A 21,588-nucleotide genomic window follows, 5' to 3' on the forward strand; every position below is an offset into this window, starting at 1 on the left:
ACCATCAATTACGAGAATAGACGGGGAATTCAATGACCTCGAAAGAGCACTCCGGCGGCGGCAGCCAGCTCGAGGAGTTGAACGGGTTCACGAACCCAGGCCTGCCCGAGCACACGCCGCGACTGACCGACGCGGATCCGCGTGCTGAGAAGGTCGCCGAGCGACAGGTGGCGGGATGGTTCGTCCTGTCGATGATCGGAACCATCTGGTTCATCGTCGCCTACTTCCTGTTCACCCCCGGTGAGTCGATGCAGAGCATCCGCCTTCACAACATGTTCGTCGGCCTCGGCGCCGCCGTTGCGATGTTCTCCATCGGCTTCGGCGCCGTGCTCTGGGCCAAGAACCTCATGAGCGATCATGAGGGCATCGACGAACGTCACGACATCAACGGCAGCGACGAGGATCAGGCCGTTGCGCTCGAGATCCTCCACCAGGCCAAGGAAGAGTCGGGCATCGCCCGTCGTCCGCTTCTGCGCAACACGCTCATCGCGGCGCTGGCGATCGCTCCCCTGCCCGCGGTCCTCGTCTTCCGCGATCTGGGACCGCTGCCCGGCAACAAACTCTTCAACACGCTGTGGGAGAAGGGCACCCGCCTCATCCGTGACCCGGGCGGCATCCCTTCGATGGATTCCGAACGTCCGATCAAGGCTGACGAAGTCACGATCGGCTCGGCTTACCACGTCCTGCCCTCGGGCATCGGCGACCGTGAAGCCAGCGATCACCCGATCAACGAGAAGGCCAAGGCAGCCGTGCTGCTCATGCGCATCGATCCCAAGGAACTCAAAGAGGATCCGGATCGCAAGGACTGGTCGCACGACGGCATCGTCGCGTACTCGAAGATCTGCACCCACGTCGGCTGCCCGGTCGCTCTGTACGAGCACCAGACCCACCACCTGCTGTGCCCCTGCCACCAGTCGACCTTCGACGTGACTGAGCACTGCAAGGTCATCTTCGGCCCGGCCAAACGACCGCTTCCTCAGCTGCCCATCACCGTGGACAGCGAAGGCTACCTGGTTGCCCAGTCGGACTTCCCTGAGCCTGTCGGACCTACGTTCTGGGAGATCAACCACCCATGAGTACTACACAGCCAACCACCACCATCGGGAAGGCGGCGAACTTCGCCGAAACCCGCGTCGGGGCATCGGCCCTCGTGCGCGAGTTCGGTCGCAAGATCTTCCCTTCGCACTGGTCGTTCATGCTCGGCGAGGTTGCTCTCTACAGCTTCATCATCGTCGTTCTGTCCGGAACGTTCCTCACGTTCTTCTTCCAGCCCGCCATGGGCGAGATGCACTACGAGGGCCCGTGGCTGCCGCTGCGCGGCGTCGAGATCTCCGAGGCCTACAACTCCACCCTGGCGATCTCCCTGGAGATCCGCGGCGGTCTGTTCATCCGTCAGATGCACCACTGGGGCGCGCTGCTGTTCGTTGCCGCTCTGAGCGTGCACATGCTCCGTGTCTTCTTCACCGGTGCATTCCGCCGGCCGCGTGAACTCAACTGGGTCGTCGGTGTCCTGCTGGTCATCATGGGCATGGCTGCCGGATTCACCGGCTACTCGCTGCCCGATGATCTGCTGTCGGGCAACGGTCTGCGAATCATCGACGGCATCCTCAAGTCGCTCCCCCTCGTCGGCACCTACATCTCGTTCTTCCTCTTCGGAGGCGAGTTCCCGGGAATCGACATCGTGGCGCGCCTGTACACCCTGCACATCATGATCGTGCCGGCACTGCTCATCGCGCTCATCGGCATCCACCTGATGTTCGTCGTCGTGCACAAGCACACCCAGTACCCGGGTGCCGGCAACACCGAGAAGAACGTGGTCGGCGAGCCGGTGCTCCCGACGTTCGCGGCCAAGGGCGGAGGATTCTTCTTCCTCATCTTCGGTCTCCTCTCTCTGATCTCGGCACTGTTCACGATCAACCCGATCTGGAACTACGGTCCTTACGACCCGTCGCCGGTGTCTGCCGGTACGCAGCCGGACTGGTACATCGGTTGGGCGGACGGATTCCTGCGCATCGTTCCGGGCTGGTTCGAGTTCTATATCTTCGGATGGCCGATCTCGTTCAACATCAACAGTGCTGTCATCGTCATGGGCGGTCTCTTCGCGGTGATGTTCATCTACCCGTTCTTCGAAGCGTGGCTGATGAAGGACCATCGGGAACACCACATCCTCGATCGCCCGCGCAACAATCCGACTCGTACCGCAATCGGTGTTGCAGGAATCATCTTCTACTGCAACATGTGGGCGGCCGCTTCGGGCGATATCGTCGCGGTGTTCTTCCAGATGTCGCTCAACGATATGATCTATATCTTCCGATTCCTGTTCTTCTTCGGACCGATCATCGGATATATCATCACGAAGCGCATGTGCATCGCACTCCAGCGCAAGGACCGCGAGATCGCATTGCACGGTCGCGAGACCGCACACATCATCCGTCTCCCCCACGGTGAATTCCTCGAACGCCACGAGGCTCTTCCCCCGCACAAGCTGTGGAAGATCACCGCATTCGAGTCGCCGGAGTACATTCCGGCCCAGCCGAATGCCGAGGGCAAGGTGACGGGTATGGAGAAGCTGCGTGCACGTCTGTCGCGATTCTTCTTCGAAGATCGCGTGGCACCGGTGACGAAGCAGGAACTCGAAGCTTCTCACCACAGCCACGACTCGGTCGAGGGTTCGAGCAACAACCAGCTCGGCCACTGACCGGTCAGGTTCACGATAGCCGAGGGGCCCAGCAATTCACATTGCTGGGCCCCTCGGCTCATTCACACTCGCCCGCCAGTCGATCGGCACCGATCGAGTACGAAGCACACATCTCGTCGGCTTCGCCGGCAGCGTGATGCTCCTGCTGACCATATGGCAGGACTTCGCATACACTCTGAAGTGCGAGGTGTCAGGAGGAGCAATGGAGGTGTCAACCAGCAGCGTGGAGAGCGGAAGCACATCGTCTTCGCCGTTGATTCGTGGGAGATACTGGGACTACGTTCGAACCGAAGGTGTTGTACTGCTGGTCAGTTTTGCCGTGCTGGTCCTTGTATCGGCAGTCGGGATGCCTGCCTATGCGACAGTCATGGGCTGGTTCGGAGCGATCTACCTCATGGCCGCAGCGATTGCGCTGTGTGTTCTGGGTTTGGTCGCAGTTCGCTCTCGTCAAAGCGTCAGCGAACTGCTTGCGTTCGGTTGGCTCGCGCTCATCGGAGCGGTCGCTGTGGGGTTTTCAGCGCTCTACGCTTTCACGTTCGGGGCAGCCGGAAGCGATTCCCCGACCACGCTCGTGGTCAGCGTCCAGCTGATCCATTCGTCTCTCTTCTATATTGCTGCATTGATCGTCGGATCCGTATTCCATCTCTGGCGTTCACGAAGAGCGTCAAAGTAGTTAAGGGCCCGTCCTCGACGATTGACAGACTTTCACGTGGCGCTCCGAGCTCGGAGATTACGGGCAGGTTATCGTCGAAAGTGTGGGTCAGGGATTGTCAGACACGGCGAGTCGCTGCCCGGATAAGCCTCGAAGCCTTCCGCCGATGGAACGACCTTCACCGTCCATCCGAAAGACCTCGACGTGGCCAAGTCCACTTACTCGATGGCTGATCTCACGAGATTCTGCAGACTCAATCACCGCGATCTGAGCTGCGCCGGCCAACACATCACCGGGCACAATGCCCTTCTGGAATATCGCCCCAACACCGCTGATGACTGGTGCCGACGGTGTGGTGGCCATGGGACTGGTCGCGATATCGTCATCATCGTCCTCCACCCCCACATCAGTGAAGGAACGGGCCCGGCACTGTTGTTCGACATGGTGCCCAGACGCTCGAAACAGGTGTTCAAACAACGGCTGAAGACCCGATGTCAACGGTCAGTAGGAACTGCCCATAGACGGCCACGAGAATTGCCCACTGGTGGCCAATAAAACTGCCCGCTGGTGGCCACGATTTCTGCCCATCGACTCGTTGTGTCCAGTCGTGACCACCCGGGGCCGTCGATATCAGCTCAAAGCAACCACCCCTGCCCCAGAAACGGCCTGGCTGAGTCGAATCGATTCCCCACTGGTCTGGACCAAATGAGCATGATGAAGGAGCCGATCAACCGTCGCCGTAGCCACGGTCTTGGGCATCAACTGGTCGAAAGCAGAAGGATGGAGATTCGACGAAATCGCGACGGATCTCTTCTCATAAGCAGCATCGACAAGCCGATACAGACCTTCGGCAGCATCATCACTGACCGGCAGCAGCCCGATGTCGTCAACGATCACGAGATCGGCTCGCAACAGCCGCTGAACAGTCTTCGTCACCTGGTCATCAGGACGATGAGCACGAACGAGTCCGCCCAGATCTTCCAGCTTCAGCCAGGACACGCGTCCACCGCCGTCGATGACTTTCTGTCCCAGCGCTTCCAGGAAGAACGATTTGCCGGTTCCCGCGGGCCCACAGATGGCCAGGTTCTCCTTCCGCCCCACCCACTCCAGCGTCGACAGCGCCTGCTGCGTGGGTACAGGAATCGATGACACTTCCTCATCCCAGGACTCGAACGTCTTGCCCGTGGGAAACCCGGCCTGCTTCCGCCGGGTCGCTAACATCGCCGCCGATCGGCCACGAGATTCCTCGACTAACAATGCCCGCACGACCTCGACCGGCTCCCACCGTTGCGCTTTCGCCGTGGCCAACAACTCGGGGGCAAGACTGCGCGCATACGGCATCTTCAACCGTCGCATCAGCGCCTCGACCTCGGTATCAAGGACTGGAGCCTGGGCAGAGACAACCATCACAGCTCACCCCCGTCCGCAGTCGTCGACGGTGAGCTCATCGCCTGCCATCCCACAGTCCCCTGCGCCAGGGACGCATCCTCACCCGCACTGCGACTGCCTTGATCAGCAACCCGGTGGGCCAGCAGCGACGCCACATCACCAGTGCCGAAGCGACCATAGGCAGCCGCCGTACCCAGGACCTCATCGACACGTTCTCGACCATGCAACCGCGACAGTGCCACGGCCTGGCCCATCTTCTGTCGCATCCTCGACGTCCCTGCCGCGGCCGCCTCACGTAACCACTCGTGAGCACCATGCCCAATCATCAGGAACGCTTCCTCATCAGGACTGTTCGCTGTGACCGCATACACTCCGGGCACCTTCTGTGTGGCATCAGTCGGGAAATGCTCGTCATCGATCTTCGGCGATCCGGGCCGGGCCCTGCCGTGTCGGGCGACTTCCCGAACCCCATCACGACCGGCAGCTACGATGATGATCTGTTCTGCCTCGGCGACACCGTGGACGCGGACGAAGACCTCGGACCCCAGGAGTGCATGCGGTACCGAATACTGCCCGGACTCGAAAGCGACCATCGGCGTATTGACCGGAACCTTCCTCGACAGACCGAACGCGATCGTATGCGCCCGATCCGGGACCGGATGCATCCTCTCCTGCTCCTGACCGATCAAGTCGATCGGACATCGTTTCGTCACCCGATGCTCTTTCTCGTTGATCTCGGACATAAAGGCTTGGCACGCGGCCTCGAGGTCAGCAAACGAAGCGTACTCATTGCGCAGGTTCGTGGCTGTGGGCACCAGATCAGCCTTCGCGATCTGGACGGACCGCTCCACCCCGCCCTTCGACGCCGGATCGGCCGGCTGACACGTCAGGACCGTCGTTCCGTAGTACTTCGCGAATGAGACTGTGTCGCGATTGCGCACCGGAACCCCGGCGATATGCATCGTCGTGACGGTCTTCTCGTTATCAGTCAACACATAGGTCGGGATGCCGCCGATGAGTCGAAACGTGCGGTCTAAGACCATAAACACCGACGCCAGCGTCTTATCCCGAAGCGGAATGACGATGCGAAACCGCGAGAACGCCAACCACGCGATGAACAACACCGTCTTCACGCCACCGACGACGGGCCCGTCACCGTAGTCGTATTGAAGCCACAGTCCCGGCTCTGCCACCCAGGGACGATGCACACGACGACCCGCTCTTTCATGGACCGCTTTGGCGTGGGCGACGGCACGGCGAGTTGATCTCTCCGAACCTTCATAGCCGAGTCCAAGAAGGCGTTCGTGGACCTTATCGGCACGGATCCGGCCCCCTGAACGAGCTACCAGCTCCGTGATTTTGTCCATGAACTCGTCCGTGACCCGATCACGGCGGACGGGCACGCCCACCGGGCGGCCTTGAGCGCGGGCGGTGACGTGGGCCTTGACTGTGTGGTGTGAACACCCTGCCAACTCGGCTGCGGCTCGGTAGGACCCTGTGGAGTCATACGCTTCTAGAATTTCCATGATTTCTCCGTCAGACTTCATACGCGGCCCCGAACCCTCTCGTGGTGGATGTTGATCGATTAGACACCGTCATCATCTCCCGGAAGTGGTTCGGGGTCGTGTCTCAATGAGAGGTTCTACATGCTCGGATGGGCAGAAATCGTGGCCGCCACTGGGCAGTTCTTGTGGCCAGGAACGGGCATTTCTACTGTCCGCCTATGGGCAGTTTTCCATGGCCGCCAACAACCCGAGCGAAGGACTTTGGCGTGATGGTATCGGCGTCGTCGCCATCGACGGATTCTCCGGCTTCACAACAGCTCCGTCGAGGAGCTGTCCGAAGCTGTCGAAGTCATGGACCCCTTCCCCGTCCACAAGCTCGCCGCAGTAGCACCGAGTAGCCGACGTGGTGGTGCTCTTCACCGAGCAGGGAACATCGAACGGGTCCCCCGAATCGAGGAACGGACGGCTCGAGCCTCTGCGGGGATCAGCACTCGGGTTTCGAAGCCTCACGCATTACCTCGCGAGATGTCCGCTCGACGGTACAACGGTCGCAGACGCTGTGAATGGCACTGTGGCCCGAACTCTTATGAGTTCGGGCCACAGTGTGCGGCTGAGTACATCACGCCGGAGCTCAGATCAGTGGGCGAAGTCCCCACGATCGTGTTCGTAGGACAGGCCCACGAGAGCGATGATGCCGAGCAGAGCACCGAACGGGAAGATCCACCAACCCATGGCGATTCCATAGAACGCAATGGCAGCGGCACCCGCACACGCAATCGGCCACCAGCTCCACGGGCTGAAGAACCCGTAGTCGGCATCCGCATCCGAGATCTCGGCATCTTCGTGGTCCTGGGGCTGACGACCGACACGGCGGTCCGTCAGCCACAGGTAGATACCGATCATTCCTGACATGCCGCCGGTGAGCAGCAGGGCCGGGAACCCGACCATCTCGCCCCAGTCGGTGGCGAATCCGTAGACCACGGATACGGCGAAGAAGAACACCGCGTTGACGAGGAAGACTACGATCGAAGATTTCATTTGACGGAACCTCCAATCAGCTGTTCCTCAGAGGAGTTGTGACCTGCGTATTCGAGCAGCTCCGGATGGTTGAGGTCGAAGGCAGGACGCTCAGAGCGGATCCGCGGCAGCGAGGTGAAGTTGTGACGCGGGGGCGGGCACGAGGTCGCCCATTCGAGCGATGCTCCGTAGCCCCACGGGTCGTCGACCGTGACCTTCGGTGCGTTGCGCGAGGTGATCCACACGTTCCAGAAGAACGGAACCATGGACAGACCCAGCAGCAGCGAGCCGACCGTCGACACCTGGTTCATCCAGGTGAAGCCGTCCTGCGGCAGGTAGTCGGCGTAACGACGGGGCATGCCGTCGACACCGAGCCAGTGCTGGACGAGGAACGTGCCGTGGAAGCCGACGAACAGCATCCAGAAGTGGATGTGTCCGAGCTTCTCGTTGAGCATCTTGCCTGTCCACTTCGGCCACCAGAAGTAGAACCCGGCGAACATCGCGAAGACGACGGTGCCGAAGACGACGTAGTGGAAGTGGGCGACGATGAAATAGGTGTCCGAGATCTGCTGGTCCAAAGCGGGGCTGGCCATGATGACACCGGTGAGACCACCGAAGAGGAACGTGGCCAGGAAGCCGATCGACCACACGATGGGTGTCTCGAAGGTGATCGAGCCTCTCCACATCGTGCCGATCCAGTTGAAGAACTTCACACCCGTGGGAATCGCGATGAGCATCGTCATGAACGCGAAGAACGGCAGGGCCACAACACCGGTGACGTACATATGGTGAGCCCACACGGTCACCGACAGCGCCGCAATGGCGATCGTGGCGAACACGAGCTCCTTGTAGCCGAACACGGGTTTGCGGCTGAAGACCGGGAAGATCTCGGTCACGATGCCGAAGAACGGCAACGCGATCACATACACCTCGGGGTGGCCGAAGAACCAGAACAGGTGCTGCCACAGAATCGGGCCCCCGTTGCCCGGACTGAACACATGCGAGCCCAAAATTCTGTCAGCACCGAGGACCAGCAGAGCAGCAGCCAGCGGCTGGAAGGCCATGAGCACGAGGATGCCGGTGATCAGAGTGTTCCAGGTGAAGATCGGCATCCGGAACATCGTCATCCCCGGTGCACGCATCGTGATGACGGTGGTGATGAAGTTGACCGAGCCGAGGATGGTGCCGAAGCCCTGCAGCCCCAGGCCGAGGACCCACAGATTGCCTCCGACGCCGGGAGTGAACGTCGTGTTGTTCAGTGGAGCGTAGGCAGTCCACCCGAAGGCCGCAGCCCCTTGCGGGGTGAGGAAGCCCGACAGCGCGATCAGCGAACCGAAGAGGAACATCCAGAACGCGAAAGCGTTCAGCCGCGGGAATGCCACATCCGGGGCACCGATCTGCAACGGCATGATGACATTGGCGAACCCCGCGAACAACGGTGTCCCGAACATCAGCAGCATCAGGGTGCCGTGCATGGTGAACAGCTGGTTGTACTGTTCCTTGGTCTCGACGATCTGCATTCCGGGCTCGAAGAGCTCGAGGCGGATGATCAGCGCCATCACCCCGCCGATGCAGAAGAATGAAAACGACGCGATCAGATACATGTATCCGATCGTCTTGTGGTCCGTCGACGTGATCCAATCGACTATTGCCTTGCCCTTGCTCCGTGGAACCACTGGAGCGTCAAGGGCCGCCTGATCCATCGTGGCGGTCATTGTTCAGCACCTTCTTTCGGGTACCAGTTGCGATCGTACTCCGGTCCCAGCTGGCCTGTGTTGCCCTGATCGGCAAGAGACTTCGTATAGTCGGCGAACTCTTCCTTCGACACGACCTTGACGTTGAAAAGCATCTCAGAGTGGTACTCGCCGCACAGCTCGGCACACTTGCCGACGTACTCGCCTTCCTTCTCGGCACGCAGATGCAGGCTCTGGTCGTGGCCGGGGATCATATCGCGCTTCTCGAGGAAGGCGGGAACCCAGAAGGAATGGAGGACGTCGCGGGAGTGCAGGCGGATCTCCAGGTCGGTGTCGACCGGGAGGTAGAGCACGGGAGCCGTTTCCTCCGGCGCCTCGGTGCCGTCGAGTTCGACCTGTGTTCCGGCGTAGTAGACGTCCTCGGTCTCGTAGTTGAAGTCCCAGGCCCACTGTTTGGCTGCGACCTCGATGACCTGCTCGCCGGGAGTCGTATCATCGGTCGTCTGCTCCATGACCTGGACGTTCTGGAAGAAGAACCCGAGGACGAGGACGACCGGTGTCACCGTGAAGAGGATTTCGATCGGCATGCTGTAGCGCATCTGGACCGGCAGTCCACGATCGTGCTTGCGACGACGGTACGCGACCATCGCCCACAGGATGAGGCCCCACACGATGAGACCCACCAGCAGAAGGGCGATCCAGGCGCCGTTCCACAGTGCTGTGTAGGCGTCCGTGTGGTTCGTCGCGCCCTTCGATTCGACGGGAAGGAATCCTGTGGCGATCTGCTCTTTCGTGCAACCCGATAGCAACGCCGGTATCAATACGGCGCTCAGAATGCCGAGCCGCTTCGCCCAGGACCGCTGCGGTCCTGACTGATTCGGAGAATCCACGTGCAGCCTTTCACAACGTTCTTTCGTCTCTGGTCAGGCCGAGAGACGAGTACTTACTCTGTCGAGTCTAAGACTACCGCTACAGACGGTAGAAATTCACCTGCAGATGTTCATTTGTTGAGAATATGCTGACAGAGATCGCCGCGGAGCGCGGAATCTAGCCGTGCCGAGTACTCGAGACCACTGAGCTCCGACACGCCGAGGCTCTGCAGATGTGATGTCTGCCACTGAGTGTCGATGAGCCACTCCCCCGGCTCCGGCGGGATGTTCGCCGTGGCAGCTGGTGCGTTGCTGGTGGTCACGTCGACCCCGTCGAAGAGACCGACAAGGTAGACCAGAGCTGCTTTCGAGGCGTCCCTGGCGGTGTGGAACATCGATTCGCCGGCGAAGAACGATCCGATCGCCACGCCATAGAGCCCTCCGACGAGTTCGTCCTCGGCCCAGACCTCGACCGAATGCGCCCACCCGTCCCTGTGCAATCCGCAGTAGAGGGAGATGATCTCCTCGGTGATCCAGGTTCCCGACCGGTTCGGATCGGCGCAGGCGCGCATGACCTGCTCGAAGGCGCGATCAGTGCTGTAGGTGAAGTGCTTCATCGATTTGCGCAGACTCTTCGTCACCCTCAGGTCGCCGGGCAGGAGCACTCCGCGCCGCCGCGGCGCCCACCAACCCATGCGACCGGTGCCCTGTGCGCCGACCCCCATCGGGAACAGTCCGGCCCGATACGACAAAAGGACCTGGGGCTGCGTGGCCGTGAACGACACGGCACGCAGATCCTCCAGGTCCATGAGAAGCGGTCCTCCTCGTCAGCGACAGCAGATCAGTGGAACGAATCTCCGCAGGCGCAGGATCCGCCGGCATTCGGGTTGTCGATGGTGAAGCCCTGCTTCTCGATGGTATCGGCGAAATCGATGGTCGAACCGCTGAGGTAGGGAACGCTCATCCGGTCGACGATGACCTCGACGCCGTCGAAGTTACGCACCGCGTCACCGTCGAGGTAGCGCTCGTCGAAGTAGAGCTGGTAGATCAGCCCGGAGCAGCCGCCGGGCTGGACAGCCACGCGCAGGCGCAGGTCATCGCGACCTTCCTGTTCGAGCAGGCTGCGGACCTTGTCGGCAGCGGTGGACGACAGCTCGACCTCGTGGGTGGCCTCGGCTTTTTCAGTCACAGTCATGGTTACTCCTTCTCACGTTCCTGTCCCCAGGCTACACCGCAAACAACGTCCCCGGCGCGGATCCTATTCCCCGGCGCGCTCATCGCGTCGGTGCCAGCCGCTGCAGCAGCAGCGCCTCGGCGACGATCGCGGCCTTGAAGTCGGGCAGGTAGAGCGATTCATTGGCACTGTGGGCCCTGGCATCGGGGTCTTCGACACCGGTGACGAGAATCGACGCGTCCGGGAAGATTTCGAGCAGATCGGCGATGAAGGGAATCGAACCGCCGATGCCCATCGTCACCGACTCAGTCCCCCACGCGTCTGTGAGGGCCCGCCGGGCAGTCTGGACGACGGGATCGGATTCATCTGCCTGCCACGGGCTGCCGCCCTCGGTCTCGCCGATGCTCAGCTGCGCGCCGAAGGGCAGGTTCGCTCGGAGGTGCTTCTCCACGGCCCTCACCGCCGAGGCGGGGGTGTTTCCGGGTGCCAGGCGGATCGAGAGTTTGGCCCGGAGCGAGGACTGCAGAGTATTCGAGGACACGGCCACACCCGGGATGTCGAGGCCGATGACGGTGATGGCCGGCTGCGTCCACAGCCGCGAGGCGAGTGTGCCGGCTCCGATGAGCGTCGTGCTGTCCAAGACTCCCGAGTCGGCGCGCAGGGTCGCCTCGTCGTAGTCGATGTCGGTCCCGTGCTCTGAGTGGAGGCCCGAGACTGCGACCGATCCGTTCTCATCGTGCAGGCTGGCGAGCACCTTGGTCATCGCGAGCATCGCATCCGGTGCGACGCCGCCGTACATGCCCGAGTGGACTGCGTGATCGAGGGTGGAGACTTCGAACTCGATCGCGCACATTCCGCGCAGGCTCGTCGTCAGCGCGGGGACTCCCGCGGCCCAGTTGCCGGAGTCGGCGACGACGATGACATCGGCGCGCAGGCGTTCCCGGTAGGTCTCGAGGAAATTGCGGAAACTCGGGCTGCCCGCTTCCTCTTCCCCTTCGAAGAAGAGTGTGGCGCCGACGCCGAGGCGGTCGGCCAGCAGACGCAGAGCAGTGAGGTGGACCATGATGCCGGCTTTGTCATCGGCCGCACCGCGGCCGAAGAGACGATCTCCGCTGCGGGTGGCGACGAAGGGCTCCGTGTCCCAGTCCTCGTCGCGTCCGGGCGGCTGCACATCGTGGTGAGCGTAGAGCAGGACGGTCGGAGCCCCTTCGGGCGCGGGAATCGATGCGACGACTGCGGGGTAGCCGTCGGTGCCGTCGGACTGCGGCGCGGTGAGGATCTCGGCTTCCAGGCCGAGGTCCCGTGCCAAGCCCGCCACCGCCTCGGCGCTGGCGGTGACATTGGCGGCGTCGAAGCTCGGCCAGGCCACGGAGGGAATGGCCACCAGACCCGTGAGATCGTTGAGGACCTCGTCGAAGATGGCGTCCAATTCGGCATGCAATTGTGCACTGTCAAGTGCTGAAGTCGATTCGCTCATTCTCCAAAGGTAGTATTCATCAGGTGTTCGGAAGTAAAAAATCTCGTGCCGAGGACAAAACCTCCGCCTCTCAGCCAGTCCATGACGACAACTCCGCAGAAGCCGACGCTCGGCGCGATGCGGAGGCGAAGAAGGGACGGCCCACGCCCAAGCGCAGTCAGCAGGAGTCCGCGCGCCGTCAGCCCTTGGTGAACAAGGATCGCAAGGTTGCGAACAAGAAGGCCAAGGAGCAGCAGCGCCAGGACCGCGATCGTGCACGCATCGGAATGATGAATGGTGAGGAGAAGTACCTCACCCGCCGCGACAAGGGTCCCCAGCGCCGCTACATCCGCAACTACATCGATGCCCGTTTCTCGGTCGGGGAGATCTTCATCCCCGCCGCGATCCTCATCCTCGTCATTGCCTTCACGCAGCCGGTGCAGATCCAGCAGTACTTCACCTACGCGGTGTGGGGGCTCATCGCACTCATCATCCTCGATGCGTTCGTGCTCAACTACATCCTCAAGAATCGGCTGCGCAACAAGTTCGGTTCGGTTGAACGCGGCATCACCTTCTACGCGGTCATGCGCAGCATCCAGCTGCGGCCCCTGCGCATGCCCAAGCCTCAGGTCAAGCGCCGCCAGTACCCCGAGTGAGCAGACGAGTCGACTCGAGGCCGCGGATGACGCGGCCGGGGAAGAACGGTCCGGAGTAGATCATCTCCGAGTAGACCTGGACCAGATCGGCGCCCGCGGCCACTCGTGCCCGGGCGTCTTCGGCATCCGCGATTCCCCCGACGGAGATGACCGTGAGGCTATCGCCCACATGCTCCTTTACCAGGCGCAGCACCTCGAAGGAACGTTCGGCCAGCGGGCGACCGGAGATTCCGCCGGCTTGAACCTCGGCGAACGGGGCCTCCTGCCCGCCCAGCACGGATCGGTCGATCGTCGTGTTCGTCGTGATGAGGCCGTCGACTCCGGAGCGCAAGGCGAGCTCGCAGATCTCGGCAACGTCGTCATCGGCGAGGTCGGGGGCGATCTTGACCAGCAGCGGCACGTGACCGAGCGTCGAACGCGGCGCCGCCACCACCTCAGCGGCGGTGTCACGGACTGCGGTGATGATCGGTTCGAGGCTGCTCACTGACTGCAGATCCCGCAGTCCCGGGGTGTTCGGCGAGCTGACATTGATGACGAGGTAGTCGGCCAGAGGGGCCAGCACTCGAGTCGACGCCGCATAGTCGGCGACCGCATCGGCCGCCTCGACGATCTTCGTCTTCCCGATGTTGACTCCGACGATCGGACGCAGGCCAGGTGGGAGCGCGTCGATCCTCTTCCGCTCCTCGGCGATGTTGAACGAAGCCTGCCGCGCACCGTCGTTGTTGAAGCCCATGCGGTTGAGCAGCGCGAGATTCTCCCGCAGCCGGAACAGGCGCGGACGATCGTTGCCGGGCTGCGCATGGGCGGTGATCGTTCCGACCTCGATATGACCGAAGCCCAGGGCGGACATGGCCCGCACCCCGACCCCGTTCTTATCGAATCCGGCGGCCAGGCCCACTCGGTTGGGGAACGGCAGGCCCAATACCGATACGGGGCGGACGGTTCGGCGCGCACAGACAAAGCGCAGAACACGGCCGAGCAGCGGAACACGGTCGAGTGCACGCAGTGCGGAGAACGAGAGATGATGGGCCCGTTCGGCATCCATCGGTGCGAAGAGAAGTCTGAAGATCAATGAGTACACATCCCCAGAATATGTCACAGTCACCCGCCGCTTCCGCATCCCGCGTTGTTTGGCATTAGGATCGAATCAACGTTCAAAGACGACTGAAAGGGAACTCATGGCTGGTGCATCCACCCCAAGCAGCTACTCCACGACCTCACCGGTGAAGGCCACCGCCTCCGTGCTGGTGCTGGGCGCCGCGGATTCGACGGTCCTCGCGCTCGAAGGAGCAAAGGCCGCGCGGACCGCGCTCGACGAGGCTGCGAAGGCCATCGGGTTCACCGGAAAGGCCGGTTCCACCGCTCGGATTCCCTCGCCGAAGGGCGTCGCTGCGGACTCCGTGGTGCTCGTCGGCCTCGGCGACTTCGACGCCGCCACCGAGGACGTCGCCGCCACTCTTGAGGCACTGCGCCGAGGCGCCGGTGCGGCGCTGCGCGCACTCGACGGCGTCGACTCGGTCGCCCTGGCTCTGCCGGCGGCCACCCCCGCCGAAGTCGAAGCCGTCACCGTGGGCGCCGGGCTCGGTGCCTACCGTTTCCTCGACTACCGCAGCGAAGGCGAAGCCCCGGGCGAAGTCAGCGTCATCGGGCCCAAGGGCAAAACGTTCGCCGCCGCCCATGACGCCGGAACCGCGATCGCGGCCGCGACGAATCGTGCCCGTGACCTCGTCAACACTCCGCCCCTGGACCTCTACCCCGAGTCCTACGCCGAGATCGTCAAGACGCAGGCCAAGGAACGCAGACTCAAAGTCACCGTCCTCGGCGACAAGGAACTCAAGGCCGGGGGCTACGGCGGCATCATCGGCGTCGGACAGGGCTCGACCCGCGGCCCCCGTCTCGTCAAGGTCGAATACGCGCCGAAGGGTGCCAAGCGCCATCTCAGCTTCGTCGGCAAGGGCATCACCTTCGACTCCGGCGGAATCTCGCTCAAGCCGGCCAAGAGCATGGAGGACATGAAGTCCGACATGGCCGGTTCGGCCGCCGTCGTGCAGGCACTGTTCGGCATCGCCGACCTCGGACTGCCCGTGCGTGTGACCGCCTGGCTGCCGATGGCCGAGAACATGCCCGGCTCCTCAGCACAGAGGCCCAGCGATGTGCTGACCATGCGCAGCGGCAAGACGGTCGAAGTCACGAACACCGATGCCGAGGGCCGCCTCGTCCTCGCCGATGCACTCACCGACGCCGACGCCGAGAACCCCGACCTGCTCATCGACGTCGCCACTCTCACCGGCGCCCAGATCGTCGCCCTCGGCGAACGCACCTCGGGGGTCATGGGATCGACGACGGCGCGGGAAGAGGTCATCGCCTCGGCAGGCGTGGCCGGTGAGAACATGTGGGCGATGCCGATTCCGGAGGAGATGCTCTCGGGCTTCGACTCCACCTCGGCGGACCTCACGAACTCGGGGCCGCGACCCGGCGGCATGCTCGCTGCGGCCGCGTTCCTGCGCGAGTTCGTCGGCGACGGCACCGAATGGGCGCACATCGATATCGCCGGGCCCAGCTTCAACGGCTCGGCACCCTTCGGATACACCCCGAAGGCGGCGACCGGAGCGGCGGTGCGCACGCTCATCGAAATCGCGAAGTCGGAGGGCTGAACAACGAAGTTCTACACGCTGTCGAGGTCAACGTGATGATCCCCACCTGTGTCCAATCAGACAGCGTTTCCTTTCGCCCCGAGCGAGAAAAGTGGAAAGATAAGACAGAAAGCTGCTTAGCGCAGGCTTATTCACAGCTACGAGGAGTAATCCGTGAGTGATTCATTGACCTACGACCTTGTCGTTCTGGGCGGCGGAACCGGCGGTTATGCCGCTGCTCTGCGAGCCGCAGAACTCGACATGAAGGTCGCTTTGATCGAACGCGACAAGGTAGGCGGCACCTGCCTCCACCGTGGCTGCGTGCCGACGAAGGCCCTTCTGCATGCCGCAGAGGTCGCCGACTCCGCCAAGAACTCCGAAGCATTCGGCATCGAAGCCGAGTTCAAGGGCATCGACATCAACAAGGTGCTCGAGTACAAGGACGGAGTCATCACCCGCAACTACAAAGGGCTGCAGGGCCTGGTCAAGGCTCGCGGAATCGACACGTACTTCGGCACCGGCAAGCTCGTCGGCAAGGGCTCCGTCCAGGTCAGCGGCGAAGACGGCAACCACACCGTCACGGGCACGAACGTTCTGCTCTCGACCGGTTCGACTTCGAAGACCATCGGACTCGAGCTCACCGATCGCGTGATCACGAGCACCGAGGCTCTCGAACTGGACAAGGTGCCGAACTCGGCCATCGTCCTCGGCGGCGGCGTCATCGGCGTCGAGTTCGCCAGCGTCTGGAACTCCTTCGGCGCCGACGTCACGATCGTCGAGGGTCTCAAGCACCTCGTCGCGAACGAAGACGAGACGATCTCGAAGAACCTCGAACGCGCCTTCAAGAAGCGCAAGATCAAGTTCAAGCTCGGCACCATGTTCAAGGGTGTCGAGGAGACCGCTGACGGGGTCAAGGTCACGCTCGAAGACGGATCGACTCTGGAAGCCGAATACCTCCTCGTGGCCGTGGGCCGCGGTCCCGTGACCGAGGGCTTCGGATTCGAAGAGCAGGGCATTCCGATGGAGCGCGGATTCGTCCTCGCCAACGAACGTCTCCACACCGGCGTCGGCAACATCTACGCCTGCGGCGATATCGTGCCCGGCCTGCAGCTGGCCCACCGCGCCTTCGGCCAGGGCATCTTCATCGCCGAGGAGATTGCGGGCCTGAACCCGGTGCCCGTGCTCGAATCGGGCATCCCCCGCGTCACCTACTGCGAACCGGAGATCTTCTCCGTCGGGCTCTCCTCGGCTCAGGCCGAGGAGAAGTACGGCAAGGACCAGGTCGAATCGCTCGAGTACAACCTCGGCGGCAACGGCAAATCCGTCATCCTGGGAACCACCGGACTCATCAAGGTCATCCGCGAGAAGGACGGTCCGGTCGTCGGTGTCCACGGCATCGGCGCGCGCCTGTCCGAGCAGGCCGGTGAAGCTCAGCTCATCGTCAATTGGGAAGCATTCCCCGAGGAAGTCGCACAGCTCATCCATGCTCACCCGACGCAGAACGAAGCTCTCGGCGAAGCTCACCTGGCTCTGGCCGGCAAACCCCTGCACTTCCACTCATAAGATCCGAGGAGACGAAAACTCATGTCGAATTCCGTTCAGATGCCGGCTCTCGGAGAGTCGGTCACCGAGGGCACAGTCACCCGTTGGCTCAAGTCCGTCGGCGACGAGGTCGAAGTAGACGAGCCCCTGCTCGAAGTGTCGACCGACAAGGTCGACACCGAGATCCCCAGCCCGTACGCGGGCACACTGGAGAAGATCCTCGCCGATGAAGACGACGTCGTCGAGGTCGGCGGAGATCTCGCCTACATCGGCGACGGCAGCGGATCGTCCTCCGACGATTCCGCTCCGGCTGCCGAAGAAGCTCCCGCCGAAGAGCCCGAAGAGGACTCGGCCCCCGCCGAGGACTCGACTCCCGCCGAAGACGAGAGCACGGACAAGGAACCGGCCGCCGAGACCGCACCGGCTGCACAGTCCGAAGGCTCAGGTGAAGGCACCGAAATCACGATGCCGGCGCTCGGCGAATCCGTCACCGAAGGCACCGTGACCCGCTGGCTCAAGGAAGTCGGCGACGAGATCGAGGTCGACGAGCCGCTGCTCGAGGTCTCCACCGACAAGGTTGACACCGAGGTGCCCTCCCCCGTCGCCGGAATCGTCCAGGCACATCTGGCCGAAGAGGACGAGACCGTCGAGGTCGGCGCACCCCTGGCACGTGTCGGAACCGGAGCACCTGCGGAAGAGGCTCCCGCCGAGGAGGCCCCGAAGGACGAGGCGCCCGCCGAGGAAGCTCCCCAGCAGGAAGAACCTGCCGAGGAAGCCCCCAAGCAGGAAACCTCCGCCGAGGAAGCCCCCAAGCAGGAGGCGCCCGCACAGGAGGCCCCGAAGCAGGAGTCGGCGCCCAAGCCGGCACAGGCACCCTCCGCCCAGACTGCTTCGGCAGCGCAGGCCGAGGAACCGGTCGAGGCCGCGACGCAGGCTCCTGCTGCAGCGGACACGGTCGGTGAGAACGCCGCCTATGTCACTCCGCTCGTGCGTCGTCTGGCACGCGAGAAGGGCGTCGATCTCTCGCAGGTCACCGGCACCGGCGTCGGCGGTCGCATCCGCAAACAGGACGTCGAGACGGCGGCCAAGAACGGACCCACGGCACCTGCCGCTGCCGCCGCACCATCCGGTGCGCCGAAGGCACCGTTCAAGGTCGAGATCCCCGAGGAGGTCGCGAAGCTGCGCGGCACCACGGAGAAGGCCTCGCGGATCCGCCAGACCATTGCGAAGAGGATGAGCGAGTCCCTCGAGGTCTCTGCTCAGCTCACGCAGGTCGTCGAAGTCGACATGTCTCGCATCGTCAAGCTGCGCAAGGCGAACAAGGAAGCCTTCCAGTCCAAGCACGGCTCGAAGCTGACCTACCTGCCGTTCTTCGCCAAGGCCATCGTCGAAGCGCTTCAGGTGCACCCGAAGGTCAACGCGCAGTACGATCTCGAGTCGCAGCAGATCACCTACTTCGATCACGAGCATCTCGCCGTCGCCGTGGATACCCCACGCGGTCTGCTGGTGCCGGTGGTCAAGGATGCCGGTGACCTCAGCGTCGCTGGTCTGGCCAAGGCCATCGATGATGTCGCCGACCGGACCCGCAACAACAAGATCATGCCGGACGAGCTCTCGGGCGGCACGTTCACCGTGACCAACATCGGTTCCGTGGGGGCGCTGTTCGATACGCCGATCATCAACCAGCCGCAGATGGGCATCCTCGGCACGGGTGCCATCGTCCGTCGCCCCATCGCCGTGCAGACGGCCGACGGTGACGAGTCGATCGCCATCCGCGACATGGTGTATCTGCCGTTGACCTACAACCACCAGCTGGTCGACGGTGCGGATGCGGGTCGATTCCTGCAGACCATCAAGGCACGTCTGGAAGAGGGCAACTTCGAGGCCGACCTCGACCTCTGAGGCTGCGGTCTTCCGCACACCCTGAAGAGGGGCCGACCATCCGTGGTCGGCCCCTCGGGTCATTCATGACCAGGTTGCAGTCCTGCCGCGATCATCAGTGCTGTCCGACTGCCGTCTCGGTGACCTGTTCGACCCGCCAGCGGCCGTCAAGGCGTTTGAGTTCGAATTCGACCGACAGCATCCCGAAGTCCTCGGTCTCGCTGCCGCTTCCCGCGGTGGAGTGCATCTGCGCCGAGGCGACGATCCTGTTCGCATCGGCATCGATGATCTCCACCCCATCGACTGCGATGGAATAGTCGGAGCCGATGAACCGGGAAGGATCGATGAGCTCATCGGCGGCTGCGGCGGCCGATCCCGGCACAGTCAGCACTTGCAGGGCCGCCTCGTCCCCATCGCTGAGCGCCTGAGCACGGTCGGCGCAGAGTCGCGAGAGAACGTGTGCCACCTCCTCAGCGCTGAGCTCTGCCGTATCGCCCGACACGGTCTGGGAGTTCGGGGCAGTCCTCCGCCAATCGAGTTCACCGGCCGTCCACGACTGCCAGACGAGGAGACCACCGACGAGAGTGAGGCACGCGGCCGCGGCGACCAGCCACTGTCCTCGGCCTGCTCCCCTGAGACGATGCAGCCAGGTTCTCAACAACCCGCGAAACCGTCCGGCCGCCTGTTGAAGCGCGGAGGATCCGGGGCCCCGACGGCGCGAGCGCTGACGCCCCCTCAGGGACCGTCGGCTGGCCGCACGCAGGGTTTCAGCGGCTGAGCCCGGGGCGGACACGGTCCGTGCTGCGTGAGTCTGAGTCGAATCAGCGGTCCTCGACTCGGTTCCAGTGGCCGGTGAGCCCGTGGCCACCGGCTCACTCGTCCGGGTCGGGAACCTCGTGGCGCTGCGTTCGACCGGCACCGCATCTCGGCCGGATCCGCGACCGAGAGGTTGACCGGCTACAGCACGCAGACGCGCCGTCAGAGCTGTTTCGGGCGCGATTTCCCGATCGGCCGGCACCAGCGGGAGCGGAGCCGGGCTGGCCAGTGACCGCATCGATTCGGCCACTTCGTCGAGTGCCGCAGCCAGCCCGGTGTCGGGACCCGAATCCGCGAGCAGGTCGCCGACGACGGCCCGCAGCGCCTGTGACGAATCAGCCAGCGCAAGGTTGACCGGCAGCAGGCATTCGGCCCACGGACGGCCGCAGCCGGCGTGGTAGAGCATCTCCCCCACGGCACGCCGCGGTGACGTCTCCAAGGGCACCGAGAGACCGGGGATGAGCACCGGACGTCCTGCGGCTTCGAGTGCGAACGCCTTCAGACTCAGCCGCTGTTCGGGACATGAGCAGCCGCGAAGTTCCGTGACGATGCCGAGGAACAGAGTGCACAGCTCGGCATCGGTCAGTCCCTGATAGGCGCGCACAACGTCGAGGACGAGGCCGCCGGGCAGAGTGGGGACGAGGAGCAGTGACCGTCGACCGGTCGGCAGTTCCACTTCGGCAGTGCCGAGGGCCTCCGGATCGTCGACATCGAAGGAATCGTTGTCGATCCCCCAAACGGCTTCTCCTGAGGGACCGCTCACACGGTAGACGTCGTCGGAGATCTGTGCCTGAAGCTCCCATGTCATGTTTCGTCATCTCCGTTGATGGCTTTCTATGCTATTTGTGTTTATTTAATAGTGATAGCGTCGGCACCTCGATGTCAAGGGTCACATTCCGGGAACCGGGTTCTCGACGGCCCGCGGTCAAATTGAACCCGGGGTGCAAGAGTCATAGTGTGGAGCCATGCCCTTGGCCACAGAAACGCTCGGGTTCGCTCCGGTCCTCTCGGACTATCGGCAGACCTGGGATATGCAGAAGAGATATCACGAAGAAGTGCTCGCAGGACGGAGGGAGTCGACGGTGCTGTACCTCGAGCATTCCCCCGTCTACACGGCCGGCAAACGCACCGAGGAGGCCGACCGGCCCACAGATGGCACCGAAGTCATCGATGTCGACCGTGGCGGGAAGATCACCTGGCACGGCCCCGGCCAGCTCGTCGCCTACTTCATCTACCGCCTCAACGACCCCAAAGAGGTCCGCCTCTTCGTGTCCCAGCTCGAGGACGCGATGATTCGACTCCTTGCGGAATACGGCATCGAAGCCACCACCGTCGAAGGACGCGCCGGCGTCTGGCTGCTCGGCGACGGGCTCCGCCGTGACCGCAAGGTCGGAGCCATCGGCATCCGCATCCACGAGGGTGTCACGATGCACGGATTGGCCCTGAACTGCAGCAATGAACTCGGCGCCTATGAAAGCATCATCCCGTGCGGGATCAGCGACGCCGACACCACTTCCATCAGCGCAGAGATCGGACGGACGGTGACGCCGGAGGACACGGCAGACCGTCTCAACGAGATTCTGCAAGAGACCATCACAGCCTAGGA

General features: G+C 63.0%; 18 protein-coding genes and 2 pseudogenes. 10 read left to right on the forward strand and 10 right to left on the reverse strand.

Annotation, left to right across the window (positions count from 1 at the left end; genetic code table 11):
* Window positions 1-32 precede the first annotated feature (32 nt).
* From qcrA to ACSE4D_RS17785, 4 genes and pseudogenes are all read left to right on the forward strand, one after another.
* Window positions 33-1,076 (forward strand): cytochrome bc1 complex Rieske iron-sulfur subunit, encoded by a 1,044-nt coding sequence (gene qcrA / locus ACSE4D_RS17770; protein WP_426936287.1) that lies wholly within the window; start codon window positions 33-35, stop codon window positions 1,074-1,076.
* Window positions 1,073-2,698 (forward strand): cytochrome bc1 complex cytochrome b subunit, encoded by a 1,626-nt coding sequence (qcrB, locus tag ACSE4D_RS17775; RefSeq protein WP_135540800.1) that lies wholly within the window; start codon window positions 1,073-1,075, stop codon window positions 2,696-2,698. Before qcrA ends, qcrB begins: the two co-directional genes overlap by 4 nt.
* Window positions 2,699-2,900: 202 nt before the next feature.
* Window positions 2,901-3,371: a hypothetical protein gene (locus ACSE4D_RS17780; protein WP_425119425.1), complete on the forward strand. Its 471-nt coding sequence runs from the start codon at window positions 2,901-2,903 to the stop codon at window positions 3,369-3,371.
* A 204-nt stretch (window positions 3,372-3,575) separates the two neighbouring features.
* Window positions 3,576-3,737, forward strand: a pseudogene (locus tag ACSE4D_RS17785) (ISL3 family transposase); the annotation flags it as partial.
* Window positions 3,738-3,980: 243 nt separating this feature from the next.
* On the opposite strand, the gene istB reads toward ACSE4D_RS17785, so the two are convergent.
* Both istB and istA read right to left on the reverse strand, forming a co-directional pair.
* Window positions 3,981-4,757 carry an IS21-like element helper ATPase IstB gene (gene istB, locus ACSE4D_RS17790; protein WP_426936288.1) on the reverse strand — a complete coding sequence of 259 codons (777 nt, stop codon included), beginning with the start codon at window positions 4,755-4,757 and terminating at the stop codon, window positions 3,981-3,983.
* Window positions 4,757-6,286, reverse strand: a complete 1,530-nt coding sequence (gene istA / locus ACSE4D_RS17795) for an IS21 family transposase (protein WP_426936289.1) — start codon at window positions 6,284-6,286, stop codon at window positions 4,757-4,759. The genes istB and istA overlap by 1 nt, the downstream gene beginning before the upstream one ends.
* A gap of 349 nt (window positions 6,287-6,635) precedes the next feature.
* Here istA and ACSE4D_RS17800 point away from each other — a divergent pair.
* Window positions 6,636-6,782, forward strand: a pseudogene (locus ACSE4D_RS17800) (ISL3 family transposase); the annotation flags it as partial.
* A gap of 98 nt (window positions 6,783-6,880) precedes the next feature.
* Here ACSE4D_RS17800 and ACSE4D_RS17805 read toward each other — a convergent pair.
* The 6 genes from ACSE4D_RS17805 to ACSE4D_RS17830 all read right to left on the reverse strand — a co-directional run bounded on the left by ACSE4D_RS17805 (window position 6,881) and on the right by ACSE4D_RS17830 (window position 12,475).
* Entirely contained in the window at window positions 6,881-7,282 is a 402-nt protein-coding gene (locus ACSE4D_RS17805; protein ID WP_426936290.1) for a cytochrome c oxidase subunit 4, read from the reverse strand.
* Window positions 7,279-8,976, reverse strand: coding sequence for an aa3-type cytochrome oxidase subunit I (ctaD, locus tag ACSE4D_RS17810; protein ID WP_426936291.1), 1,698 nt, complete (start codon window positions 8,974-8,976; stop codon window positions 7,279-7,281). The genes ACSE4D_RS17805 and ctaD overlap by 4 nt, the downstream gene beginning before the upstream one ends.
* Entirely contained in the window at window positions 8,973-9,845 is an 873-nt protein-coding gene (gene ctaC, locus ACSE4D_RS17815; protein WP_135542340.1) for an aa3-type cytochrome oxidase subunit II, read from the reverse strand. Before ctaC ends, ctaD begins: the two co-directional genes overlap by 4 nt.
* Before the next feature lie 110 nt (window positions 9,846-9,955).
* Entirely contained in the window at window positions 9,956-10,633 is a 678-nt protein-coding gene (gene aat / locus ACSE4D_RS17820; RefSeq protein WP_135542342.1) for a leucyl/phenylalanyl-tRNA--protein transferase, read from the reverse strand.
* 32 nt (window positions 10,634-10,665) lie between these two features.
* Window positions 10,666-11,019 (reverse strand): HesB/IscA family protein, encoded by a 354-nt coding sequence (locus tag ACSE4D_RS17825; protein WP_135542344.1) that lies wholly within the window; start codon window positions 11,017-11,019, stop codon window positions 10,666-10,668.
* 79 nt (window positions 11,020-11,098) lie between these two features.
* Window positions 11,099-12,475 carry a dipeptidase gene (locus tag ACSE4D_RS17830; protein ID WP_426936292.1) on the reverse strand — a complete coding sequence of 459 codons (1,377 nt, stop codon included), beginning with the start codon at window positions 12,473-12,475 and terminating at the stop codon, window positions 11,099-11,101.
* Window positions 12,476-12,498: 23 nt separating this feature from the next.
* Between ACSE4D_RS17830 and ACSE4D_RS17835 the strand changes: the two genes are divergently transcribed.
* Complete coding sequence (locus ACSE4D_RS17835) at window positions 12,499-13,110, forward strand: DUF3043 domain-containing protein (RefSeq protein WP_425120066.1); 612 nt, start codon at window positions 12,499-12,501, stop codon at window positions 13,108-13,110.
* Here ACSE4D_RS17835 and ACSE4D_RS17840 read toward each other — a convergent pair.
* Entirely contained in the window at window positions 13,085-14,191 is a 1,107-nt protein-coding gene (locus ACSE4D_RS17840) for a quinone-dependent dihydroorotate dehydrogenase (RefSeq protein WP_425120065.1), read from the reverse strand. The two genes, ACSE4D_RS17835 and ACSE4D_RS17840, sit on opposite strands and share 26 nt — an antisense overlap.
* A 97-nt stretch (window positions 14,192-14,288) precedes the next feature.
* On the opposite strand from ACSE4D_RS17840, the gene ACSE4D_RS17845 reads away from it, so the two are divergent.
* From ACSE4D_RS17845 to sucB, 3 genes are all read left to right on the forward strand, one after another.
* On the forward strand, window positions 14,289-15,764 hold the full coding sequence (locus ACSE4D_RS17845; RefSeq protein ID WP_426936293.1) for a leucyl aminopeptidase: 1,476 nt from the start codon (window positions 14,289-14,291) through the stop codon (window positions 15,762-15,764).
* A 153-nt stretch (window positions 15,765-15,917) separates the two neighbouring features.
* Entirely contained in the window at window positions 15,918-17,306 is a 1,389-nt protein-coding gene (lpdA, locus tag ACSE4D_RS17850) for a dihydrolipoyl dehydrogenase (RefSeq protein WP_135542354.1), read from the forward strand.
* A 21-nt stretch (window positions 17,307-17,327) separates the two neighbouring features.
* Complete coding sequence (gene sucB, locus ACSE4D_RS17855) at window positions 17,328-19,187, forward strand: 2-oxoglutarate dehydrogenase, E2 component, dihydrolipoamide succinyltransferase (protein WP_425120062.1); 1,860 nt, start codon at window positions 17,328-17,330, stop codon at window positions 19,185-19,187.
* 94 nt (window positions 19,188-19,281) lie between these two features.
* On the opposite strand, the gene ACSE4D_RS17860 is transcribed toward sucB, so the two are convergent.
* Window positions 19,282-20,790, reverse strand: coding sequence for a hypothetical protein (locus tag ACSE4D_RS17860; RefSeq protein WP_436326337.1), 1,509 nt, complete (start codon window positions 20,788-20,790; stop codon window positions 19,282-19,284).
* Window positions 20,791-20,947: 157 nt separating this feature from the next.
* Between ACSE4D_RS17860 and lipB the strand changes: the two genes are divergently transcribed.
* Window positions 20,948-21,586 (forward strand): lipoyl(octanoyl) transferase LipB, encoded by a 639-nt coding sequence (gene lipB, locus ACSE4D_RS17865; RefSeq protein ID WP_135542360.1) that lies wholly within the window; start codon window positions 20,948-20,950, stop codon window positions 21,584-21,586.
* The last annotated feature ends 2 nt before the right edge of the window (window positions 21,587-21,588 follow it).

It is taken from the genome of Brevibacterium sp. FAM 27836 (genome assembly GCF_051351055.1).
Taxonomy (GTDB): Bacteria; Actinomycetota; Actinomycetes; order Actinomycetales; family Brevibacteriaceae; genus Brevibacterium.